The sequence below is a fragment of the Streptomyces sp. NPDC029466 genome, from assembly GCF_055574515.1.
The window spans coordinates 14724-37246 of sequence record NZ_JBVHZH010000048.1 but is presented as its reverse complement, the minus strand read 5'-3'; the positions used below and the strand labels follow the sequence as shown (position 1 = coordinate 37246).

The 22523-nt window shown below is 73.6% G+C and carries 22 protein-coding genes; 11 read left to right on the top strand and 11 right to left on the bottom strand.

What is annotated here, in order from left to right; translation table 11 throughout:
* Positions 1 to 43 precede the first annotated feature (43 nt).
* Positions 44 to 1858 carry an alpha/beta fold hydrolase gene (locus ACZ4XD_RS30275; RefSeq protein WP_468047303.1) on the top strand — a complete coding sequence of 605 codons (1815 nt, stop codon included), beginning with the start codon at positions 44 to 46 and terminating at the stop codon, positions 1856 to 1858.
* 106 nt (positions 1859 to 1964) lie between these two features.
* On the opposite strand, the gene ACZ4XD_RS30270 is transcribed toward ACZ4XD_RS30275, so the two are convergent.
* Together ACZ4XD_RS30270 and ACZ4XD_RS30265 are read right to left on the bottom strand one after the other, a co-directional pair.
* A complete protein-coding gene (locus tag ACZ4XD_RS30270) occupies positions 1965 to 2162 on the bottom strand; it encodes a ferredoxin (protein ID WP_251083642.1) in 198 nt (65 codons plus the stop codon).
* Between the two features lie 35 nt (positions 2163 to 2197).
* Positions 2198 to 3385 carry a cytochrome P450 gene (locus ACZ4XD_RS30265; RefSeq protein WP_468047258.1) on the bottom strand — a complete coding sequence of 396 codons (1188 nt, stop codon included), beginning with the start codon at positions 3383 to 3385 and terminating at the stop codon, positions 2198 to 2200.
* 343 nt (positions 3386 to 3728) lie between these two features.
* Here ACZ4XD_RS30265 and ACZ4XD_RS30260 point away from each other — a divergent pair, with 343 nt between their 5' ends.
* Both ACZ4XD_RS30260 and ACZ4XD_RS30255 read left to right on the top strand, forming a co-directional pair.
* A complete protein-coding gene (locus tag ACZ4XD_RS30260) occupies positions 3729 to 4280 on the top strand; it encodes a GNAT family N-acetyltransferase (protein ID WP_468047256.1) in 552 nt (183 codons plus the stop codon).
* Positions 4281 to 4335: 55 nt separating this feature from the next.
* The gene (locus ACZ4XD_RS30255; protein WP_468047254.1) at positions 4336 to 4734 is read left to right on the top strand and encodes a glyoxalase superfamily protein; all 399 of its coding nucleotides are present in this window, start codon (positions 4336 to 4338) and stop codon (positions 4732 to 4734) included.
* Here ACZ4XD_RS30255 and ACZ4XD_RS30250 read toward each other — a convergent pair.
* On the bottom strand, positions 4731 to 5066 hold the full coding sequence (locus ACZ4XD_RS30250) for a DUF6204 family protein (protein ID WP_468047252.1): 336 nt from the start codon (positions 5064 to 5066) through the stop codon (positions 4731 to 4733). The genes ACZ4XD_RS30255 and ACZ4XD_RS30250 overlap by 4 nt on opposite strands.
* 109 nt (positions 5067 to 5175) lie before the next feature.
* Between ACZ4XD_RS30250 and ACZ4XD_RS30245 the strand changes: the two genes are divergently transcribed.
* Positions 5176 to 6081, top strand: a complete 906-nt coding sequence (locus tag ACZ4XD_RS30245; RefSeq protein ID WP_468047250.1) for an arginase family protein — start codon at positions 5176 to 5178, stop codon at positions 6079 to 6081.
* A gap of 108 nt (positions 6082 to 6189) precedes the next feature.
* Positions 6190 to 8217, top strand: a complete 2028-nt coding sequence (locus ACZ4XD_RS30240; protein WP_468047248.1) for a DUF5107 domain-containing protein — start codon at positions 6190 to 6192, stop codon at positions 8215 to 8217.
* 82 nt (positions 8218 to 8299) lie between these two features.
* On the opposite strand, the gene ACZ4XD_RS30235 is transcribed toward ACZ4XD_RS30240, so the two are convergent.
* Positions 8300 to 9628 (bottom strand): aldehyde dehydrogenase family protein, encoded by a 1329-nt coding sequence (locus ACZ4XD_RS30235; protein ID WP_468047246.1) that lies wholly within the window; start codon positions 9626 to 9628, stop codon positions 8300 to 8302.
* Positions 9629 to 9691: 63 nt separating this feature from the next.
* On the opposite strand from ACZ4XD_RS30235, the gene ACZ4XD_RS30230 reads away from it, so the two are divergent.
* Entirely contained in the window at positions 9692 to 10348 is a 657-nt protein-coding gene (locus ACZ4XD_RS30230; protein WP_468047243.1) for a TetR/AcrR family transcriptional regulator, read from the top strand.
* 52 nt (positions 10349 to 10400) lie between these two features.
* Here the strand turns inward: ACZ4XD_RS30230 and ACZ4XD_RS30225 are convergent, their stop codons facing one another.
* A complete protein-coding gene (locus ACZ4XD_RS30225; RefSeq protein WP_468047241.1) occupies positions 10401 to 11546 on the bottom strand; it encodes a MalY/PatB family protein in 1146 nt (381 codons plus the stop codon).
* Positions 11547 to 11634: 88 nt separating this feature from the next.
* Here ACZ4XD_RS30225 and ACZ4XD_RS30220 point away from each other — a divergent pair, with 88 nt between their 5' ends.
* A complete protein-coding gene (locus ACZ4XD_RS30220) occupies positions 11635 to 12441 on the top strand; it encodes an AraC family transcriptional regulator (RefSeq protein ID WP_468047239.1) in 807 nt (268 codons plus the stop codon).
* Positions 12442 to 12493: 52 nt separating this feature from the next.
* Positions 12494 to 13417 (top strand): NADP-dependent oxidoreductase, encoded by a 924-nt coding sequence (locus ACZ4XD_RS30215; protein WP_468047237.1) that lies wholly within the window; start codon positions 12494 to 12496, stop codon positions 13415 to 13417.
* A gap of 19 nt (positions 13418 to 13436) precedes the next feature.
* Here the strand turns inward: ACZ4XD_RS30215 and ACZ4XD_RS30210 are convergent, their stop codons facing one another.
* From ACZ4XD_RS30210 to ACZ4XD_RS30195, 4 genes are all read right to left on the bottom strand, one after another.
* On the bottom strand, positions 13437 to 13796 hold the full coding sequence (locus ACZ4XD_RS30210; RefSeq protein WP_042161205.1) for a VOC family protein: 360 nt from the start codon (positions 13794 to 13796) through the stop codon (positions 13437 to 13439).
* 37 nt (positions 13797 to 13833) lie between these two features.
* Entirely contained in the window at positions 13834 to 15012 is a 1179-nt protein-coding gene (locus ACZ4XD_RS30205) for a CapA family protein (protein ID WP_468047235.1), read from the bottom strand.
* Positions 15013 to 15143: 131 nt separating this feature from the next.
* On the bottom strand, positions 15144 to 15959 hold the full coding sequence (locus ACZ4XD_RS30200) for a class I SAM-dependent methyltransferase (protein ID WP_468047233.1): 816 nt from the start codon (positions 15957 to 15959) through the stop codon (positions 15144 to 15146).
* Positions 15960 to 16114: 155 nt separating this feature from the next.
* Positions 16115 to 17596 carry a phosphatase PAP2 family protein gene (locus ACZ4XD_RS30195; protein WP_468047231.1) on the bottom strand — a complete coding sequence of 494 codons (1482 nt, stop codon included), beginning with the start codon at positions 17594 to 17596 and terminating at the stop codon, positions 16115 to 16117.
* A gap of 133 nt (positions 17597 to 17729) precedes the next feature.
* Between ACZ4XD_RS30195 and ACZ4XD_RS30190 the strand changes: the two genes are divergently transcribed.
* The 3 genes from ACZ4XD_RS30190 (at position 17730) to ACZ4XD_RS30180 (ending at position 20816) form a co-directional block, all read left to right on the top strand.
* On the top strand, positions 17730 to 18179 hold the full coding sequence (locus ACZ4XD_RS30190; RefSeq protein ID WP_468047229.1) for a GNAT family N-acetyltransferase: 450 nt from the start codon (positions 17730 to 17732) through the stop codon (positions 18177 to 18179).
* A 127-nt stretch (positions 18180 to 18306) separates the two neighbouring features.
* Complete coding sequence (locus ACZ4XD_RS30185) at positions 18307 to 19521, top strand: aminotransferase class I/II-fold pyridoxal phosphate-dependent enzyme (RefSeq protein ID WP_468047227.1); 1215 nt, start codon at positions 18307 to 18309, stop codon at positions 19519 to 19521.
* An 80-nt stretch (positions 19522 to 19601) separates the two neighbouring features.
* Entirely contained in the window at positions 19602 to 20816 is a 1215-nt protein-coding gene (locus tag ACZ4XD_RS30180) for an MBL fold metallo-hydrolase (RefSeq protein ID WP_468047225.1), read from the top strand.
* Between the two features lie 60 nt (positions 20817 to 20876).
* Here ACZ4XD_RS30180 and ACZ4XD_RS30175 read toward each other — a convergent pair whose 3' ends face one another.
* On the bottom strand, positions 20877 to 21512 hold the full coding sequence (locus tag ACZ4XD_RS30175) for a DedA family protein (protein WP_468047224.1): 636 nt from the start codon (positions 21510 to 21512) through the stop codon (positions 20877 to 20879).
* Positions 21512 to 22291: an MBL fold metallo-hydrolase gene (locus ACZ4XD_RS30170; protein ID WP_468047222.1), complete on the bottom strand. Its 780-nt coding sequence runs from the start codon at positions 22289 to 22291 to the stop codon at positions 21512 to 21514. Before ACZ4XD_RS30170 ends, ACZ4XD_RS30175 begins: the two co-directional genes overlap by 1 nt.
* Between the last annotated feature and the right edge of the window lie 232 nt (positions 22292 to 22523).

The following is a 22523-nucleotide window of genomic DNA, read 5'->3' as shown; positions in this document are numbered from 1 at the left end:
CCGACTGGTTGGTACGACCTGTGTGGAGGTCCTCGTGCCCAGCGTGTCCCGCGCCGCGTCCCGCCCCGTGCTCCGCAGGTCCCTCGCCCTGCTGGCCGGCTCCGCCCTCGCCGCGCCGCTCTTCCTGACCGCCCCCGCGGTGGCCGCCGCCGACCCGTACACCGTCACCGCGCTGAAGGTCACCGTCCAGGGCGGGGAACGCCGCTGCACCGTGGACGCGGATGTCTACCGCCCCGCCGGAGCCGACGCGGCCCACCCGGCGCCCGCCGTGCTGACCACCAACGGCTTCGGCGGCAGCAAGAAGGACGGCTCGACCGACGGCCTCGCCAAGGCCCTCGCCACCCGCGGCTATGTGGCGCTGGCCTACTCCGGGCTCGGCTTCGGCAAGACCGGCTGCCCGATCTCCCTCGACGACCCCGGAATCGACGGCCGGGCGGCGAGCGGGCTGGTCGACCTGCTGGCCGGCGCCCGTACGGCCGACGACGGGACACGTCTCGACTACATCGCCAAGGACGGCGTACGCGATCCGCGGGTCGGCATGATCGGCGGCTCCTACGGCGGCGCGATCCAGCTGGCCACCGCCGCCGTCGACCACCGGGTCGACGCCCTGGTCCCGCTCATCACCTGGAACGACCTCTCCTACTCGCTCGACCCGAACAACGCCGGCCGGACCCACGGTGTCACCGGCCCGCTGCCCGGTGCCTACAAGTGGCAGTGGACGAACGGGTTCTTCCTGATCGGCGAGGCGCAGGGGCTGCTGCATCCACAGCTCGACCCGTCGCGCACCGGCGGCTCCGGCTGTCTGCACTTCGTCGCGCGGGCCTGCGAGACCAAGCGGCTGCTGGACTCCGCAAAGTACCCGGCGCAGCGGACCGACGCGGTGCTCCGCTATGCGCGCAGCGTCTCCCCGGTCTCGTATCTGCCGTCCGTGAAGGCGCCGACGCTGCTCGTGCAGGGCCAGAACGACAGCCTGTTCAACCTCAACGAGGCCACCGCCACCTACCGGACGCTTGCCGCGCAGGGCACCCCGGTCAAGATGATCTGGCAGGCATGGGGCCACAGCGGTGGGATGAAGAAGCCGGTGCCGGGCGAACTCAACCTGGCGCAGGGCAACCTGGACACCAGTTACGTCGGCCGCCGGATCCTGGCGTGGTTCGACCGCTATCTGCGGCACCGGACGGCGACCGGCACCGGCCCGGCCTTCGCCTACCACCGGGACTGGGTGACCGCCGGTTCCGCCTACGCCACCTCGCCCGCCTTCCCGGCGGGCGGCACCCGGCGGCTGTATCTCTCCGGGGACGGCAAGCTCGTCGGCCACCGCGGTGAGGTGACGCGCGGCAGCCGGGCGTACCGCAATCGGCGGATGGCCACCAGCCATTCGGAGAGTTCGCTGGCCGGGCTGCTGGGGCTGCCGGACGCGGCGCCGTACGACGCCAGGGGCAGCTACCTCGACTGGACCTCACAGCGGGTGTCGGGCGGGCCGGTGGAGGTGGTGGGTGCGCCCAGGGTGACGCTGAAGGTCACCTCGCCGCAGGCCGAGCGGGCCCAGCGGTCCGCGGACGCGGCCGACCGGCTGGTGCTGTTCGCCAAGCTCTACGATGTCGCGCCGGACGGCAGGAAGACGCTGGTGCACCGGTTGGTGGCCCCGGCCCGGGTGCCCGATGTGACCCGGCGGTTCACCGTGGAACTGCCGGGCATCGTGCACCGCTACGAGCCGGGGCACCGACTGCGCTTCGTGATCGCCGCGAGCGACGACGCCTATGTGGGCAATCGCGGCGTGAAGCCGGTGACGGTCACCAGTACGCCCGGGGACACCGGGGTCCTCGAACTGCCCGTCACCCAAGGGGTGTTGCGGTAGCGGATGGGGTGGATGCCGTAGGGACAAGTGGAGGGGCGGACGGCTCGGGCGCGCCTCGGGCGCCGGATGCCGGGGCCGCGCGCGTCAGCCGGTCGTCCGCGGGGTGCTACCGGTCGTCCGTGACCGTGATGGCCTGCACGGGGCAGGCGCGGGCGGCTTCCCGTGCCAGCGGGTCGCCCGCGCCGTCCTCACGGCCGGGCAGCAGCGCACTGAAACCGTCGTCGTCCTGGGTGAAGACCCCCGGCGCGGTCAGGGCACACTGGCCGGCGCCGATACAGCGGTCGGTGTCGATCGCGATCCGCATTCCGGACCCCTTTCTCTGGTCTGCCGTCCTGGCTGCTACCAGGCCAGCGGCAGTTCGATCATTCCTTGCAGGGTGTCGCCGGCCTTGAACGGAATCTCGGCGGCCGGCACGGCGAGCCGCAGCTGCGGGATCCTGGTGAACAGCGAGCGCAGTGCGATCTCCATCTCCGCGCGGGCGAGGTTCTGCCCCAGGCACTGGTGGATCCCGAAGCCGAAGGCCACGTGATGGCGGGCCGAACGTCCGAGGTCCAGCTCGTCCGGTGACGGATAGGTGGCCTCGTCCCGGTTGATCAGCGAGGCGGGGAACAGGACCCCGTCGTCGGCGCGGATGACCTGTCCGCCGATCTCGATGTCCTCCGTCGCCACCCGCAGCAGCCCGTCCGCGATGGACAGGAACCGCAGCAGCTCCTCGATGGCGGCCGGCATCAGACCCTCGTCGGCCTTGAGCTGTGCCAGCTGCTCGGGGTGCTCCAGCAGGGTGAAGGTGCCGAGCGAGATCATGTTGGCGGTGGTCTCATGACCGGCCACCAGCAGGATCATGGCGAGCTGAACCAGCTCGTCGTGGGGGAGCGTGCCGGTCCGCAGCCGGTCCTGGATCAGCTCGTCCAGCAGCCCGTCGCCCGGGTTCTTCTCCTTGGCGGCGATCAGCCCGGTGAAGTACTCCTCCAGCTTCAGCCGGGCGTCCTCCGCCTCCTCTGCCGACCGGCCGCGCAGGATCCGGCGGGACTCCTCCTCGAAGAACTCATGGTCGGCGTACGGGACCCCGAGCAGTGCGCAGATCACCATCGAGGGGACCGGCAGGGCGAACGCGGAGACCAGCTCGGCGGGCGGGCCCTGCTCCAGCATCCGGTCGAGCAGCCCGTCGACGATCCGCTGGATCCGCGGCCGCAGTGCGGCGGTCCGCTTGAGGCTGAAGCTGGGGATCAGCATCCGGCGCTGGGTGTTGTGCTCCGGATCGTCGACCCCGATCAGCGGGGCCCGGACGCGGCGGATGGCGGCGAAGCGTTCGAACGGGATCGGGAAGGCCGGGTTCTGCCGGTCGGCGGAGAGCCGCTGGTCGGTCAGCAGCGCCCGCGCCTCGGCGTGGCCGGTGACCGCCCACACCTTGCGGCCGCCGTAGAGCGTGACACGGGTCAGCGGGCCGGCCTCGCGCAGTGGCTGGTATGCGGCGGGCGGATGGTACGGACAGGTGCGGTTCTGAAAGTAGGGGATGGCTTCGGTCACGAAATTCCTCCCGTACGAGTCTGGAGTGGCTCAAGTTGCCTGTGTGTGAGAAGGCAACACTGTGGCGCGCCGGGTTCGCCGCGCCGATCTCACCTCATGCCTCGGATGCCGGGCATGTCTACGCGCAGTTCGGCCAACTTCGTTCAGATTGCGACATGTTGGGCTTCTTCGCCTCCGTCCCGCGGCCGTACGAGGGGGTCGATCACGCCGTCCGGCGAGCGGTCCCGTGGTCTGTGCGGGACGGACGTGCCGGAGTGGCGGGAGGGCGGCTGACGGCGGGAACGGCCCGGGCGCGCCGCCCGGCCGGCTGGCCTGCCGCTGCCGCCCTTCGTACGATCTGCCGATGACGAGCAACGACCGCTACCTCGCGCGCGGCCCGCGGGTGGGTATCCGGCACTTCACCGCCGCCGACGGGGCAGAGTTCACCGCGCTCGCGCGGGAGAGCGCGGAGCTGCACCGCCCCTGGCTCTTCCCGCCCACCACGGACGCCGCGTACGACGGCTATCTGCTGCGGCTCCAGGAGCCGCAGCGCGAGGGGTTCTTGATCTGTGACCTGGCCGACGGCCGGATCGCCGGATACCTCACGATCAACAACATCGTGCACGGCGCGTTCCGCTGTGGCGCGATCGGCTACGGCGCCTTCGCACACGCCGCCGGCCGCGGGCTGATGAGCGAGGGCCTGCGGCTGGTGATCCACCACGCCTTCACGGAGCTGGGGCTGCACCGGCTGGAGGCCAACATCCAGCCGGCCAACGAGCAGTCGATCGCCCTGGTCAAGCGGGCCGGGTTCCGGCTGGAGGGGTTCTCCCCGGACTTCCTCTTCATCGACGGCGCCTGGCGCGACCACGAGCGCTGGGCGATCACCGCGGAGATGGTCTCCGGGCGGGCGGAATGAGGCGACGGGCGTGCGGGGCGCGCCGATGTCAGTGCCGTGTGCTGCGATGTCCGTCATGACCATCAACTTCCGGCGCAGCGTGCCGGTCTTCCGGATCTTCGACGTGGCCAAGGCCCATCAGTTCTATGTCGACTACCTCGGCTGCACGGTCGACTGGGAGCACCGCTTCGCTCCCGGTATGCCGCTCTACACGCAGGTCTCACGCGGTGACCTCGTGCTGCACCTGTCGGAGCACCACGGCGACGCGACGCCCGGCTCCACGCTCTACACCGAGCTGAGCGGGGTGCGCGCCCTGCACGCCGAGCTCGCCGGGAAGCACTATCCGTATCTGCGGCCCGGTCTGGAGCAGGACGAGATCGGTACCTCGCTCACGCTGACCGATCCCTTCGGGAACCGGCTGCGCTTCAACGAACCGGGCGCCGCCGCGCAGCCGTCCGACGGTAGCCCCGGCTAGCGGGACTTGCGGTTGATCTTCATGGTGTCCATGTCGGTGGCCGTGGACCGCAGATCGCGGTAGCCGAGCCCGGCGGACCGCAGCGCGGTCTCCGCCTTGTCCTCGGCGAGCGCGGCCGCCATCTCCTCGCCGTCCGCCGCGTCCGAGACGATGACGAAGCGGTAGCTGAAGGAGTGCAGCGCGCTGTCGTACGCCAGCGAGCCCTCCGGGGTGAACGTGAACCGGTCCAGGCCGTGCGCGTCCACCTCGGCCAGCAGCTTCGTCCGGGACCCGGCCGTCAGACCGTCCCACTTGCCGCGGACGATGACTCGGTAGGTGTGCTGGTTCGCCATGGGTGCCGCTTTCCGTTTCTGCCTGCGTCAATGAGCCGAAGTGCCAGGCTATTTCGCCGCATCACGCCGGGCCTCCCCATTTTCGGGGCGGCTGTGTGACGATCACGGTATGCGCCGAACCGTACTGATCGATGCCCCCTCCAACCTGGGACTGCGACCGCCCGCGCCCGGCACCGTGCCCGGCTGCTACAAGCTCGCGGGCGCACTGCGCGAACAGGGACTGCTGCGCCGGCTCGGTGCGCTGGAGGGCGGTGTGGTGGTGCCGCCGCGCTACGACCTGGGGGACTGGAAGGAGGGGGACGGCGACTTCAACGCCGCCGCCCTCGCCGCCTACACGGGCCGGCTCGCGACCCGTATCGAAGGGCATGTCGGCAGCGGTGACTTCCCGGTGGTGCTGGGCGGGGACTGCAGCATCCTGCTCGGCGCGGTGCTCGCACTGCGCCGGCTGGGGCGCTACGGCGTCGCCTACCTCGACGGGCACGGCGACTTCCGGCACCCGGGCAACGCGGCGGTCTCCGGCCCGGTCGGCGCCGCGGCCGGGGAGGGCCTGGCGCAGATCACCGGGCGGGGCCAGGCGGACCTGACGGACCTCGACGGGCTGCGGCCGTACGTCCGCGACGAGGACGTATGTGTCCTCGGCATCCGCGATGTGGACGAGGACCAGGAGGAGTTGACCGGCCTCGGCATCAGCCACGCCCCGGTCGGCGAGATCCGGCGGCGCGGCCCGGAGGCGGTGGCCCGCGACGTCCTCACCCACTTCCAGCGGGCGCACCTCGACGGTTTCTGGATCCATCTCGACGCCGATGTCCTCGACCCGTCCGTCATGCCGGCCGTCGACAGCCCCGACCCCGGCGGCCTGCTCACCGGTGAACTCCTGGCGCTGCTGGGCCCGTTGGCCGCCTCGCCGCGCTGCGCCGGCATCAACGTCACCATCTACGACCCGGACCGCGACCCCGAGGGGACCGGCGCGGCGCTGCTGGCCGATCTCCTTGAGAGTGTCTTTGCGCAACCCTGACCTCGCCCGGCCCCGGGAGACCCTGTGCAGAGCGGCGATCACGCGGTTCCATGGTCAACAGGAGGCCGCCGCAGCCGAGGCGGCCCGGTCCAGCATTGCGAGGCAGCCGTGGCCACGAGCGTGCGACGCACCACCCTGACCCTCCCCGCCGCGCCCCTCGGCCCGGACAACCCCCTCCCCGCGCTGCGGGCCGGTCAGGACGTGCACCACATCGAGGTCCCCCAGGACGCCGGGCTGCCCGCCGACATGGCGCGGCAGATCGGCTGTGCACCGCTGCGCTCGATCCTGCCCGCCCCGCTGCGCGACGGCTACGGCCGGTCCCGCCGCCCCACCGACCTCGACGCGCTGGTCCTGGAGAACGACCGGCTGCGCGCCACCGTCCTGCCGGGGCTCGGCGGCCGGGTGTACTCCCTGCACCACAAGCCCACCGACCGCGAACTCCTCTACCGCAACCCGGTGTTACAGCCCGCGGCCTTCGCCCTCAACGGCGCCTGGTTCTCCGGCGGCATCGAGTGGAACATCGGCGCCACCGGACACACCACGCTCTGCTGCGCCCCGCTGCACGCCGCCCGGGTGCCGGCCCCGGACGGCGGGGAGATGCTGCGGCTGTGGGAGTGGGAGCGGCTGCGCGATCTGCCCTTCCAGGTGGACCTGTGGCTGCCCGAGGGCTCCGACTTCCTCCATGTGGGCGTGCGCATCCGTAATCCGCACCATCACACCGTGCCGGTCTACTGGTGGTCCAACACCGCCGTGCCCGAAGGGGAGCGCACCCGCGTCCTGGCCCCCGCCGACGCGGCCTGGCACTTCGGCTACGAACGGACCCTGCGCCGGGTCCCGGTGCCCGACACCGATGGCACCGACCGCAGTTACCCGCTGCGCAGCACCTACCCCGCCGACTACTTCTACGACGTGCCCGACGGCGCCCGCCGCTGGGTCACCTCCCTCGACGCCGACGGCCGCGGTCTGGTGCAGACCTCCACCGACACCCTGCGCGGCCGCAAGCTCTTCCTGTGGGGCGCGGGCCGGGCCGGGCGGCGCTGGCAGCAGTGGCTCACCGAACCGGGCAGCGGCGGCTATGCCGAGATCCAGGCGGGGCTGGCCCGTACCCAGTTGGAGCATGTGCCGCTGGAGGCCGGCGGCGAGTTCAGCTGGCTGGAGGCGTACGGGCCGCTGCACGCCGATCCCGCGGCGGTGCACGGCGCGGACTGGGGCGCGGCCCGCGAAGAGGTCGCGGTCCGGCTGGAGGCCGCCCTGCCCCGGGCGGAGGTCGAGGCCGCCTACGCCGCCTGGCTGCCGTACGCCGATCAGGAACCGAAGGAGTCGCTGGCCACCGGCTCGGGCTGGGGCGCGCTGGAGGTGGCCCGCACGGGCCTGGACCTGCCCGGTACGCCCTTCGGCCCGGCCACCCTGGGCGCCGAACAGGAGCCGTGGCTGACGCTGCTGAGGACCGGGGACCTGCCGGCCGGCGGCCCGGTACCCGGACCGGTGCTGACCGCGCCGGCCTGGCGCGATCTGCTGGAGGCCGCACCGCCCGGCCCGTCCATCGACTACCACCTGGGGCTCGCCCAGTGGCAGGCCGGCGACCGCGCCCAGGCCGTCCGCAGCTGGGAGCGGGCCCTCGGGCACGGCGCCGGCTGTCTGCCGCTGTACTGCCTGGCGGTCGCCGAGTCCACGGCGGGCGAGCCGGCCCGCGCCGCCGACCGGTATGCGCAGGCCTGTGCAGAAGCGGCGCGGGCGGCCTCGGCACCGGACCCGGCCGCACGGGCCTGGCGGGTGGTGCTGCCGGCGCTCGCCCGGGAGGCGGTGCCCGCGCTGCTCGCGGCCGGCCGTACCGAGGAGGCCGCGCAGCTGCTCGCGGGCCTGCGGCCGGCCGACCCGGCCGACGGCCGCTTCCGGCTGCTGACCGCGCAGGTGCTGCTCGCCCAGGGGCAGCCGGCCGCGGCCCGGGAGATCTTCGAGGCCGGTTTCGAGATCGCCGGTCTGCGGGAGGGCGACGAGGTGCTCGGCGACACCTGGTACGCCATCGCCGAGCAACTGGTCGCGGGCGGCGGCCCGGTCACCGAGGAGGTCCGCGCCGCGGCCCGGTCCGCGCATCCGCTCCCGGAGCGCTACGAGTACCGAATGCGGCCGGTGTAGTCCGCGGACGGCACCCGGTCCGGTGGACGGCACCGTCGCCGGGCCGCCGTCACGCCCCCGGGGGCCGCCCGTCCGTCCGCCGTCAGACCAGCGGCTTGTCGAGCACCGCCTTGGTGTGGCTGAAGGTGTCCAGCGAGTACTCGCCGTGGTAGCGCCCCATACCGCTCTCGCCGACCCCGCCGAACGGCAGGCCGGGCGCGGTGAGATGGGCGACCGGCAGCCCGAAGGTGAGCGCGCCCGAGGAGGTCTCCTCCAGCAGCCGCCGCTTGGTGTCCTCGGACGCGGTGAACGCGTAGAGCGCCAGCGGCTTGTCCCGTTCGTTGATGAAGGCGATCGCCGCGTCCAGGTCGGGCACCGGCACGATCGGCAGGACCGGGCCGAAGATCTCCTCCCGCATCACCGGTGCGTCGGGGTCGACATCGGCGAGGACGGTGGGCGCCAGATAGCGCGTGGCGCGGTCATGCGCACCGCCGGTGACCGTGCGTCCGCTGTCGAGCAGGGCGGTGAGCCGGTCGAAGTGCCGGGTGTTGACGATCCGCCCGTATTCGTCCGCGGCGGCCGGGTCGTCGCCGTACGTCTCGCGCACCGCCGCGACGAGATGCGGCTCGATCTCCCGGGCGGTGGCACCGATCGCCAGGACGTAGTCGGGCGCCACACAGGTCTGGCCGGCGTTGAGGAACTTGCCGGCCACCAGACGCCGGGCCGCCGCGGCCAGATCCGTCCCCGGATCGAGGACGACCGGGCTCTTGCCCCCCAGCTCCAGGGTGACCGGCGTCAGATGCGGTGCGGCGGCTGCCAGCACGATCCGGCCGACGGTGCCGTTGCCGGTGTAGAAGATGTGGTCGAAGCGCTCCGCCAGCAGGGCGGTGGTCTCCGGGACGGCGCCCTCGACGACGGCCACCGCGTCGCCGTCCAGATAGCGCGGGAGCAGCCGGGCGATCGCGGCCGAGGTGGCGGGGGCGAGTTCGCTGGGCTTGACGACGGCGCAGTTGCCCGCGGCCAGCGCGCCGACGAGCGGGGCTAGCGCCAGTTGCAGCGGGTAGTTCCAGGGGGCGATCACCAGGACGACGCCGAGGGGTTCCCGGACGGTGTGCGCGGTCGCCGGGAGCAGCCGCTCGGGCAGCTCCGCGGGACGGGGCGCCAGCCAGCCGTCGAGCCGGTCCAGGGTGTGGTCGATCTCGTGCAGGGTGAAGCCGATCTCGGTGCGATAGGCCTCCTCCGGGCCCTTGCCGAGGTCGTCGGCGAGGGCCTGGAGGAGCTCGGCACGGTGGTCGGTGAGCAGGGTGCGCAGGGACGTCAGCTGGCCGCGGCGCCATTCCGGGGAGGCGGTGCGGTGGGTGGTGAAGGTGCGGCGGAGCCGGCCGACTATGGCGGCGGCGTCCAGGTCGCTGTGGTGGGTCGGAGAAGCCATGACGCCGAGGCTACACGAAACGAAAATATTTCGTTTCGTATTGGGGGCCGGTAGAATCCCGGCGTGGCCGAACGCACCCAGAGCAACCAGACCGCGCCCGCCGGGCGGCAGCCGTCCCGCGGCCGGCCGCGGGACGCCGAACGCGACCGGGCGCTGCTGGCGGCCACCCTCCAGGTGCTTCAGGAGAGCGGCTACGGCCGGCTGACCACCGCGGCCGTCGCCAAGCGGGCCGGAGTGTCCACCGCGACCCTCTACCGCCGCTGGCGCTCCAAGGAAGACCTGGTCGTGGGCACCGCCGTCAGCTGGGCCAGCGACCTCGGCCCGCAGCCGGACACCGGCAGCCTCCGGGGCGACCTCGCCGTCCTGCTCCGGGACAAGGCGGAGACGCTGGAGGGCCCCGGCGGCCGGCTGCTGCACATCCTGATCGGTGAGGCCGCGCACAACGAGGCGCTGGCCCGGGTCCTGGACTCCGCGATCGTCCAGCCGGTCCGCGACCGGGCCGCCGAGGTCGTGCGCCGCGCGGTCGCCCGCGGCGACATCCCGCCGCTGGAGAACGCCCATGTACTGGCCGATCTCGTCGTCGGCTCCATGGTCAGCCGCCTCTTCCTGACGCCCGACGTGACGTACCAGGGCGCGACGGACGGGCCCACGTCCGGCGAGGCGGCGATCGGCGAACTCCTCCCGTTCCTGCTGCGCGCCTTGGGGGCACCGCCCGGCTGAGGCCGTCCGGGCCCCGCGGGGCGCGGAGTCCGCCGCCCCGCTCGCCGCGATCTCAGGAGACCGCGGCGATACGGCTGAGCGCCTCGGTGAGCGTCTCCGGTGCGCAGCCGAAGTTCAGCCGTGCGAAGCCGTTGCCGGAAGGGCCGTAACGGTGACCGGCGTTGAGGGCGACCCGGGCGGCGGTGAGGAGATGCGCGGTGGGGTCGTCGCCCCAGCCGAGCGCGCGGAAGTCGAGCCAGGCAAGGAAGCCCGCCTGCGGCTGCCGGTAGCGCACCTCGGGCAGCAGCTTGCCCAACAGGTCCGCCAGCAGCCGCCGGTTGTGATCGAGCACCTCCAGGACCTCGGCGAGCCAGGGGCCACCGTCGTTGAGCGCGGCCACCGTGGCGAGCACGCCCAGGTGCCCGGTGCGATAGAGCGAGTGGGGCGAGAGCCGGTCGACATACCGCTTCGGCGCCGGATCGGCGGTGACGACGACGGCGGCCTTGAGCCCGGCCAGATTCCAGCCCTTGCTGGCCGACAGGAACGAGAACCCCCAGCGCCTCGCCTCCTCCGACACCGACAGGAACGGCACGAACTCGGCGCCCGGCAGGACGAGCGGGGCATGGATCTCGTCGGACAGCACATGGACGCCGTACGTGTCGGCCAGCTCGGCGAGCGCCACCAGCTCCTCGCGCCGGTGCACCAGGCCCATGGGGTTGTGCGGATTGCACAGCACATACGCCGTGGCGTGGTCGGCGAAGGCCCGTTCCAGGGCGTCCGGATCGAGCCGCCATCCTCCTGGCCCCTCGATCAGCGGCGCCTCCACGACATGCGCCCCGACCTCACGTATCCACCAGGAGAACGGCTCGTACACCGGCGGGCTGATCACCACCCGGTCACCCGCGCTGACGACCCGGCGCAGCACCTCGACGACACCGATCCCGACGTCGGCGACGGTGCGCACCCCGTCGGCGTCGATCCGCCAGCCCCAGCTGCGCCGGGCGTAGTGGCGCACCGCCTCCGCCAGTTCGCGGGTCGGTGCCGCATAACCGGTGTCCGACCGGCCGACCGCTTCATGGAGGGCCTCGGCGACCGGCTCCGCCAGCGGGAAGTCCATCTCCGCGACAGGGAGGGGCAGTACGTCGTCCGGGAAGGTCCGCCATTTCGCACTCCGGCGCTTCCTCAGTTCGGCGAGCGGGGGGATCGAGAGGTTGCCCATGGGGACTCCTGGAGGTGGCGTGGTCTGCCGTCGCTCCTCGATGATCGGCCGGGCGGGAAGCCGTCCGCTTCCGATAAATTGCCAAGCGATGCCGAAAAACCGCCATGCCCCGCGCCTGGTCACGGGCCTGCGGCCGCTGCCCGCCGGTACCGGCGTCGACGCACACCGCCATGACGAGCACCAGATCGTCTACGCGGGCCGTGGCGTACTGTCCGTCACCACCGGGGCGGGTAGCTGGATCGCCCCCGCCACGCGGGCCCTCTGGATCCCGGCCGGAACCGTTCACGAGCACCGCGCCCATGGCGACACCGACCTCCACCTGGTGGGACTGCCGGTGCGGGACAACCCGCTGCGCCTGAACCGGCCCGCGGTCCTCAAGGTCGGCCCGCTGCTGCGCGAGCTGATCCTCGCCTACACCGGGCGGCCCGACGGCCCCGGCGCCGAACGCCGCCGCCTGCGGGCCGTCCTGCTCGACGAGCTCCGCCGCTCGCCCGAGCAGCCGCTCCACGTCCCCGCCGCCACCGATCCGCGGCTGGTCGCGGTCTGCGCCCTGCTCCGCGCCGACCCGGCCGACCAGCGGACGCTGGCAGAACTCGGCGCCACCGCCGGGGTCAGCGACCGCACCCTCACCCGGCTCTGCCGGGCCGAATTCGGTATGAGCTTCCCGCAGTGGCGCACCCAACTCCGCCTGCACCACGCCCTGCGCCTGCTGGCCGAGGACACCCCCGTCACCGCCGTGGCGCACCGCTGCGGCTGGGCCTCCAGCAGCGCCTTCATCGATGTGTTCCGCCGGGCCTTCGGCCACACCCCTGGAGCCCACCGCGACCGGTACCGACCACCTGGGCCGAGCCGGTCCCGCCCCGGCCCCCGCACTCCTCGTACGCCATTTCGGTGACCGTCCCCGCGACCGTGGAATGAACCCCGGCCGTCACGCGTTGTAGCGGATCATGAAGGCAATCATCGCGAACAGCTACGGCGGCCCCGAAGTCCTCACCTACACCGACCACCCCGATCCGAAGGTGGGCCCGGACTCGTTCCTGATCCGGGTCAAGGCGGCCGGGGTCAACCCGGTGGACTGGAAGATCCTCGCGGGTTATCTGGACCCGATGATGGACGGGCACTTCCCGCTCATCCCCGGCTGGGACGTGGCGGGCGTGGTCGAGGCGGTCGGCGCGGACGCCACCGAGTACGCGGTCGGTGACGAGGTCATCGGCTATGTCCGCAAGGACGAGGTGCAGCACGGCACCTTCGCCGAACTGGTCGCCGCACCGGTCCGGACCCTGGCGCCCAAGCCGGCGTCGCTCAACTGGCAGCAGGCCGCCGGGCTCCCGCTCGCCGGACTGACGGCCTATCAGGCACTCGACCGGGTCGGCGTGACGGCCGGCGAGACCGTGCTGGTGCACGCCGCCGCGGGCGGTGTCGGCTCCCTCGCCGTCCAGATCGCGGTCGCCCGGGGAGCCCGCGTCATCGGCACGGCCAGCGAGCGCAACCACGAGTTCCTGCGGTCCCTGGGCGCCGAGCCGGTCACATACGGTGACGGCCTCGCCGCCCGGGTCCGGGAGCTCGCCCCCGAAGGCGTCGACGCGGCCGTGGACTTCGTCGGCGGAGGCGTCGTCGAGGTCTCGCAGGAACTCCTCAAGGACCGCAGCCGGGTGGCCTCCATCGCCGACGGCGAGGTCAAGTCCAAGGGCGGCCACATGGTGTGGGTCCGCCCGGACACCGCCGACCTGACCGCCCTCGGCGCCCTCGCGGACGCCGGCAAGCTGACCGTCCCGGTCGCGTCCGCCTTCCCCCTGTCCGAGGCCGCCGAGGCCTTCCGCCAGAGCATGACCGGCAGCACCCGCGGCAAGATCGTGCTGGACGTGTCCTGAGGTGAACCGCCGGGCGGCGCTACCCCTCCCCGTCCTGCCTCCGGTCCACGTACTCGAAGACGGAACCGTCCGGGTGGCGGGCGACCAGGTTGCGGCCGATCGGGGTGGGGAGGGGGCCGGCGATGATGTCGGCGCCGACCGCCTTCAGGTCGGCCACCGCTTCGTCGACGTCCTTGACGGCGAGGGTTGCCGTGATCTTGCGCAGCACCGACAACTCCGCCTCGGGGCCGCTCATCAGGAAGAAGCATCCGACGGCCGCGACGGCCACCCCGCCGCGCTGGAAGCGGATCGCCTCCGCGCCGGTCAGGCGTTCGTAGACGCCGATCGCGGAATCGAGATCACCGACGCACACCCGCAATGAGGTCCCCAGAATGTCCATACGGGCCACCCTAGTTGGGGGACCTGCCGGTCCGCGATCACTTGGCCATGATCAGACCGCTCTTCGCCGCGCCCCGGGACAGCACGATCTCCCGGATGCTGTCCCGGGCCCGTGCGTAGTCGCTGCGTCCGGGCCGTTCGGCCAGCGCCGCATTGAGGTTCACGATGTGGAAGCCGTCGTTCACATCGGTGAGTTGGGGGAGGAACTCCGCCTTGCGGACCGTCCAGCGCCCGCCGGGAGCGGTCGGACCGGCGAAGGTGAAGCGGGCCATCGAGCTCTGGTTGCCGCGGCCGTCCGGCTGGTCGCTGTGGTTGAACATGTGGCCCGCGAGCTGATCACCCATCCCGTAGACGACCCAGGTGCCATTGACCTTCTCGTAGGGCTGCGGGACATGGGCATGGGTGCCCAGGATCAGATCGATGTCGGGCCGTCCGCCGGTGCGTGCGGCGGTCAGCGCGCGGGCCAGGGTGCGCTGTTGCTCGTCCGGCGGCTGCTGCCACTCCGTGCCCCAGTGGATGCTGACGACCACCACGTCCGCACCGGCCCGGCGGGCCGCGCGGGCGTCGGTGAGGATCTTCTCGCGGTCGATCAGATTGACCGTCCAGGGCGCCTTGCCGGGCAGGGGTATGCCGTTGGTGCCGTAGGTGTACGAGAGCTGGGCTACCTTCGCGGAACCGGCCCGCAGCAGCGTGACCTGGGCGGCCTCGGCGGCGGAGCGGGCCGAGCCGGCATGGCGCAGACCGACCGCGTCCATGGCGCCGAGGGTGCGGTGCACCCCGTCGACGCCGTCGTCGAGGGTGTGGTTGGAGGCGGTGGAGCAGGAGTCGTAGCCGGCGTCCTTGAGGGCGGCAGCGACCTGGGGCGGGGACTTGAAGCTGGGGTAGCCGGTGAACGGCCCGCCGTCCCTGCCGTAGATCGTCTCCATATGGCAGATCGCCAGGTCGGCGCCGGAGACCACCGGCTTCACCCCGGCGAACATGGCCCGGAAGTCATGTCCGTTGCCGTGCGCGTCGTCGCCGGACCGCCGGATGATCTCGCCGTGCGGCAGTACGTCGCCGGTGGCCAGGAGGGTGAAGCCGGCCGCGGCGGAGGCCCGGGCGCCGCCGGGCGGGGCGGATGGCGCGGAGCGTCTGGGGCCGGTGGACTGCTGGGTTCCGCAGCCCACCGCCAGGAGGGTCAGCGCCGCTATCGCGGCCAGGCGTCGTTGAGGGGTCACGCCCCATCCATATCGGGATTAATAGGATTTATCTGCCCGGGAGGGGGTGCGGCTGGGCTGTCGGAGGGAGCGGGGAGGGTAAGGGTGAGCGGGCCCGGCCCGACGGCGCGCCGGCCGGCCGGGCCCCGCCGTCAGACCCGGCAGAGGATCTCGCCGTGCAGGATGCCGAACCAGCCGTCCTCGTCGGCGCCCCAGGACCGCCAGGCCCGCGCGATCCGTTGCAGCTCCGCCGCTGTGGCGTGCCCGCCGTCCAGCGCGAGCTGCGCATACGAGGAGCTGACCGTGCGGTCCGCCCACAGCTCGCTCCACCAGGACCGCTCCTCGGGGGTGTGGAAGAGCCAGGTGGCGGCCGTGGCGGTGATCGCGTCGGGGGCGAAACCGGCCTGCCGTGCCCAGGCGTGCAGCCGGCGTCCGGCGTCCGGCTCGCCCCCGTTGGCGCGGGCCACCCGCTGGTACAGCCGCTGCCAGTCGGTCATTCCGGCGGACTCCGGGTACCAGGTCATCGCCGCGTAGTCCGAATCGCGGACGGCGACGATCCCGCCCGGCCTGGTGACCCGGCGCATCTCGCGCAGCGCCTGGACGGGATCGCCCACGTGCTGGAGGACTTGATGGGCGTGCACCACGCAGAAGGTGTCATCGGGATAGTCCAGTGCGTGGACATCACCGACCGCGAAGCGGACATTCGTCAGTCCGCGGCCGACGGCCGTGGCGCGCGCCTGCTCCAGGATCTCGGGTGCGTACTCCAGGCCGGTGACCTGGCCGTCCGGCACCAGCGCTGCCAGATCGGCGGTGATGGTGCCGGGGCCGCAGCCGATGTCCAGGATCCGCATGTGCGGACGCAGTGCGTCGAGCAGGTAGCCGGCCGAGTTGGCGGCGGTGCGCCAGGTGTGGGAGCGCAGTACGGACTCGTGGTGGCCATGGGTGTAGACGGCGGATTCCTGCGGCATGGTCGGCTCCTTCGCATGCGGGGGAGGCGACCGGACGGCGTACGGCGACACCTCCGGTCGCCGCCCGGGCGGCCGCCCGCACCGCGCTGCGGCCGCCCCTCGGCGTGGTGATCACACCGTACGCCGCTATCCCGAATAATGAGAGTGCGATCTCATCATTCGGGCAGGAGGCGGTAGACCGTCAGCGCCTCCTTCTGCTTGTCGAGCGTCAACTCGCTGGGAGCGTGGGCCACTTCGCCGTCGAAGGCCAGCGTGGTGCCCTCCGGAAGGTCGCTGATCCGCAGCCGGGAAAGCCGCGCCTCACCGAGCACCGGGGTGCTGCGCGGGGTGCCCGACAGGGCCGCGAGGAGCAGCCGGGTGCGGGCCAGCCGGCCGCCGTGCACCACCCGTACATCGAGCACCCCGTCCGCCAGATCGTGCCGCCGCACCGGCGCGAACCCCAGCCCCCGGTACTGGCAGTTGCCGACGAACAGCAGCCATACGGCGCGCCGCTCACCATTGATCCGCAGGGTCAGCGGCTCGGCGGTGCGCAGTACCTCCCAGGCCGCCAGCACCCCGGCCGGCCAGGCCCCGATCCGGCCCGCCCACCGCTCGCGGATCCGCACCAGCTCCGGATACGCGCCGATCGAGAAGGTGTTGAGGAACTGCCGCCCCTCCAGATGCGGCCCGGCCCGGAAGCGCGCCGCGTCCACCGCGACGGCCTCCCCGGTCTCCACGGCGCGGGCCGCCGCCGCATAGGTCTCGATCCCCAGGTCGTACGCGAAGTGGTTCAGCGTGCCGCCGGGCAGCACCGCGAGCGGCAGCCCGTGCCGTACCGCGACCGCCGCAGCGGCGTTGACGGTGCCGTCCCCGCCGAGCACGCCCAGCGCCCCACCCAGCGCTCTGGCCCGTTCCGCGGCATCTTCGAGGGCCTTGTCCAGCGATGGCCCGTCCGGTTCGCCGCACACCGTCACCTCGGCCTGCGGCAGCACCCCGTGCACCTCCTCGGCCCGGTCCGGGCGGGGGCCGGAACGCTGCCCCGAGCCCTGGTTCGCGACCACGACCAGTCCGCGGCCGCCCGGCAGCGCGGGCGCCTCCGCACGCGGCCGGGCGGGCGGTGCCAGTTGGGCGCGGGTCGGTGCGAAACCGCGCACCGCGAACGCCGCGCCGGCCCCCAGTGCCGCCCCCGCCAGCACATCACCCGGATAGTGCACGCCCGTATAGACGCGGGAGAACGCCACCGAAGCGGCGACCGGCGCCAGCGCCAGCCCCCACCACTTGTTCTCCATGGCCACCCCGGTCGCGAACGCCACCGCCGAGGCCGCGTGCCCGGAAGGGAAGGACGAGGTGAAGGGCTGACGGTGCAGCTGCCGTATCACCGGCACCGCGTCCAGCAGCGGGCGCTGCCGCCGCACCGAGCGCTTGCCGAGGGTGTTCACCGTCGCCGAGGCCACGGCCAGCGAGGCCACTCCGCGCAGCGCGGCCCGGCGCATCGGCCGGCCCCCCAGCGCGGCCGCACCGGCCGCGAGGCCGAACCACAGCAGCCCATGATTGGCGCTCCGGGTCAGCCGGGGCAGCACCCGCTGCGCGCCCGGCCATTCGCGCGCCGCAATCAGGTCGAAGGTCCGCCGGTCGAGATGGGTCAGTAGCGATCGCATGCGCCACCTTGTACCCCAGACCGCCTGGAACAGGCCGGATCCCGACGCGGAGGCCCCGCGCGCGGCGCCGCGGAGCGTCCGGCCCGGGGCCCACGGGCTGCCGGGACCCGGCGGGCCGTGCTTCCATGCCCGGATGATCAGGAGACGCCATGACAGCGACCTCGACGCCTGTGTGGCCGTCCTGGCCGAGGTGCACACCCGCAGCGGCTATCCGCACCACTGGCCGGACGACCCGGCGCGCTGGCTGACCCCCGACGGGCTGACCGCCGCCTGGGTCGCCGAGGCGGACGGCACGGTCGCCGGTCATGCGGCGCTGTGCGGCCCCGAGGTCAGCCGGCTCTATGTCGCACCCGCCGCACGCGGTGCGGGCCTCGGCGGCCGGCTGCTGCGCGCCGTCGAGGCGGAGGCGGCGTCCCGCGGCCTGCGGCCCGTACTGGAGGTGAAGACCACCGACACCGCGGCCATCGCCCTCTACGAGCGGCTGGGCTGGCAGCGCCGCGGCACCGAGCGGCAGGACTGGGGCGGCGGCGAGGTGGTGACGGTGCATCGCTACGCGGCGCCGCCGGCACACCCGGCGCATTGAGCACCGGTCCCACCCTCCGCTGACGTGTCGCCCCCCGTCGCCACCCCCGCGATCTGCCAAGGTGGTCGGTGCCGCCCTTCATGTGATGGGCCCATGATCGACCCGCCGTCGTGGAGTGGAGGTACGGATGCAGCGGACCGCCCGGGATCCGCGGCACGAGCCGGACCCGGATCCGCCGGTGGGCCTGCCGGTCCTCCCGGAACTCGCCGCGCACCTCGCCGCGGCCGCCGACCGCAGCGAAGCCGAACCCCTGGGCGGCGCCGCGCCGCTGCGCACCGCCGCCTGCGGCTACTGGGAACGCCGCGGTCTGGTCACCACCCCCGACCGGGTGCTCGCCGCCCCCGGCGCGCCGGCCCTGCTCCTCGCGCTGTACGCGGCGGCCGGCGGGGCGGTGGTGCTGCCGCGGCCCTGCTCCGCGTCGTACGCACCCCCCGCCCGGCTGCTCGGCCGGCCGGTGCACCTCGCCCCCGTACCGGCGGAATCGGGCGGGGTGCCCGACCCGTTCGCGCTGCTGGAGACCGTCCGCCGGGCCCGGATGGACGGCGAAACCCCCCGCGTGCTGGTCCTGTCCGTCGCCGACGACCCGACCGGCACCTGCCCCGCGCCGGAACAACTGCACGAGGTCTGTGAGGCGGCGGCGGACGAAGGACTCTGGGTCATCAGCGACGAGACCCGCCGCGATCTGCTGCACGATCCGCATGACACCGTGCTGCTCAGCCCCGCCGAGATGCTGCCCGACGGGGTCGTGGTGCTCACCGACCTGCGGGCCACCCTGGTGCCCGACTCCTGGCCCGCCGCGCTGGCCCGCTTCCCCGCCAACGACCGGGGCGCCGCCCTCCAGGCGACCGTGCTGGACGTGCTCGCCGCATCCCGTACGCCGCTCCCGGGGCCGCTGGGCTGCGCCGTCACCCATGCGCTCGGCGAGCCCGAGGAGGTGCGCGCCCGGACGGCCACCGTCGCCCGGGTGTACGGCGCGCTCGCCGCGGCGCTCCACCACACCGTCACCGAGGCCGGCGCGGTCTGCCGTCCGCCGCATTCCGGCAGCCATCTGTACGCCGACTTCGAACCGTTGCGCCGCCCCCTCGGAGCCCGCGGGATCGTGGAATCGCACGCGCTGGAACGGAAGTTGGCGCCTTGGGCGGCGCGCGGCGGACACCATTTCGGTGACGCGCCGGGCGCCCTGCGGGTACGGCTCGGCGCCGAGGTGCTGCTGGGCGCCGACCGGGAGCAGCGACGGCGTGCCCTGGCGGCCCCCGATCCGCTGGAACTCCCGCACATCACCGAGGCGTTGACCGCCTTGTCCCGCGCCCTGGCCGGACTCACCACGTCCGCGGGCGGCTGACCGCCGTCGCCCGGCGCCCGCCCGCGCCGCCCCCTCGCCCCCACTCCGCCCCGGTTCCGTCCACCGAAAGGAGCCCCTCGATGACCGAACAGACCGAGCGCTCCCTCGCCGAGCAGCCCTCCGACACCGAGCGACTCCCGCCCGCCGCACCCGGCGACGGCGGTGGACCGGGCGGGGGAGGGGCCGGGGGAGCCGCCGGGGGAGGGGGCGCCGGATCAGCGGGCCACCCCGCGGGCCCGGCCACCGTGGACGGACCGGTCCCCTCGCACGCCACCACGGACGGGCCGGTCCTCCCGCACGCCACCCCGCCCCCGTTGGCCCCGCCCCGCCCGCTGGGCGAACCCCGCACCTGGCCACGTGACTTCACCGACCGGCTGACCGCGCCGCTGCCCGGCGTCCGTGCCCTGGCCCGGATCGCCCGGGAGGGCAAACTCCGCCCGCCCCCCGAGACGCTCCCCGAGATCCAGCAACTCCCCTTCGCACCGGGCCCGATGCCGGCCGCCGGCCCCACCACCCTCGCCCTCACCTGGGCCGGGCACGCCAGCTGGATCATCCGCGTCGGCGGGCTGACCGTACTGACCGACCCGGTCTGGTCCCGCAAGATCCTCGGCACGCCCGCCCGGGTCACCCCCGTGGGCGTCCGCTGGGAGGACCTGCCGCCGGTCGACGCCGTCGTCATCAGCCACAACCACTACGACCACCTCGACGCCCCGACCCTCAAGCGGCTGCCGCGGCACACCCCGCTGCTGCTCCCCGCCGGACTGGCGCCCTGGGCCCGTCGGCGCGGCTTCACCCAGGTCACCGACCTCGACTGGTGGGAAGCGGTCGAACTGCCCGCGCCCGGCGGCCTCGTACGCTTCGACTTCGTCCCCGCCCACCACTGGAGCAAGCGGACGCTGACCGACACCTGCCGCTCCCTGTGGGGCGGCTGGCTGCTGACCGCGCCCGACGGGCGGCGGATCCATTTCGCGGGGGACACCGGCTACGGCCACTGGTTCGAGGAGATCGGCCGCCGCTACCCCGGTATCGACCTGGCACTGCTGCCCATCGGTGCGTACGACCCGCGCTGGATGCTGCGGCCGGTGCACACCGACCCGGAGGAGGCGGTCAGGGCCTGTCAGGACCTGGGCGCCCGCGCCCTGGCCCCGATGCACTGGTCGACCTTTCTGCTCTCCGGCGAGCCGCCCCTGGAACCGCTGCACCGGGTCCGCGCCGCCTGGGCCGCCACCGGCCGCCCCCGCGAGAACCTCTGGGACCTGCCCGTCGGCGCCTCGCGGGTGCTGGCCGAGCGCTGAGCGTCGCACCGCCGCCGAGCGGAACGGGCGGTCCGTGGACGGGACTTCGGACGACGGGACCTACGACCCGCCCTCGCCCCCCGCCGGCCGGACCCGCCGCCAGACGGTCGGTGCCGCGCCCAGCACCACGGTCAGCGCGATCGCCATGGCCACGCCCTGCCACGCACTGCGGAACAGCGAACCGCTCAGCAGCCCGATGAGCTGGTACGTCGCCGCCCACGCCAGACACGCCGGAAGGTCGCCACGGACGAACCGCCGCAGCGGCATCGCCGCGAGCAGACACGCCAGCATGACCGGAATCCGCCCGGCGGGCACCAGACGGGACAGCACCAGCACCAGCACCCCGTGCTCGCGCAGCTGGTGCTGCGCCCGGGCCAGCCGCTCCGGGGCGGCGCGGGCACGCAGCCGTGCCAGCCAGCGCGAGCCGTGGGGGGAGTGGCTGCCGCGCCGCCCGAGTGAATAGAGCCCCACATCGCCGAGGAACGCCGCGGACGACGCCACCACGAAGACCATCAGCAGGGCGAACGGCGCGGTGTGATGGAAGGCGACCACCGCCGCCGAGCTGACCAGCGCGCCCGTCGGCACCACGGGAACCAGCGACCCGAGCACCACCAGCAGGAACAGCGACGGATAGCCGACCACCTGCTGGGTCGACTCCGGCGGCACACTGCGCACCAGCTCACCGACGAGCGTCATCACACGACCTTCGGCCGGACCGACTCGCCGTGCCCGAGCCGGTGCACCGTCACCTCCGGCGCCAGCCGCGCCAGCTGCCGCTCGAACTCCTGGCCCGGTGCGTGGAATTCATGCGGCCGGACGGCATCCAGCCCGATCGGCCAGTACGTGCCGTAGTGCACCGGGACCGCGCAGCACGGTGCCAGCCGCGCCGCCGCCTGCGCCGCCCGCCGCGCGTCGAGATGCCCGTGCCCCAGGAACGGCCCCCAGCCGCCCACCGGCAACAGCGCCACCTCACACGGCCCGACCTCCGCCGCCATCTCCTCGAACAGCCCGGTGTCGCCCGCGAAGTACGTCCGGGCCGCGCCCCGTACGACATAGCCCAGCGCCGGGACCCGGCGCGGTCCGTAGGGCAGCCGCCGCCCGTCGTGCGCGGCGGACACCGCGCGGACCGTCACCGCACCGGCCGCGCACTCCTCGCCCGCCCGCAGCTCGGTGACCCGCAGCGCCCGGGCCGCCGCCACCCGCCGCAGCCCCGGCACCGCGGCCGTCGCCCCGCGCGGCACCACCAGCCGGGTCCCCGGCGCGAGCCGGGCCAGCGAGGCGGGGTGCAGATGGTCGGCGTGCAGATGCGAGACCAGGACGACATCGGCCCGTGCGGCCTCGGCCGGCGGCAGCGCGCCCCGGCGGCGCCGCAGATGCGCCAGCCGCCGCACGAACAGCGGATCCGTCAGCACCCGCACCCCGGAGTCCTCGACCGTCACAGTGGCATGCCCCCACCAGGTGACCTCCACCGACACCGAGCACCTCCCGTCCCGACGCGCCGGCCCGTTCCGCGGGCGGCCGTCCCGTTTCCCGTGTGCGGTTCTCCTGCTTCCCGTGTGCAGTCCCCTCGATCCTGCACCCTCCGGCCCGGAAAACGGCTGACGGGGAGCGACCGACGCGGTTATCCACAGGCGCTCTCGCCCTCCGACGCCTGGTGCCATGCTGGCGGCAGGCCCGTACCGCCGGAACGGGCCGGAGGGTGAGGTG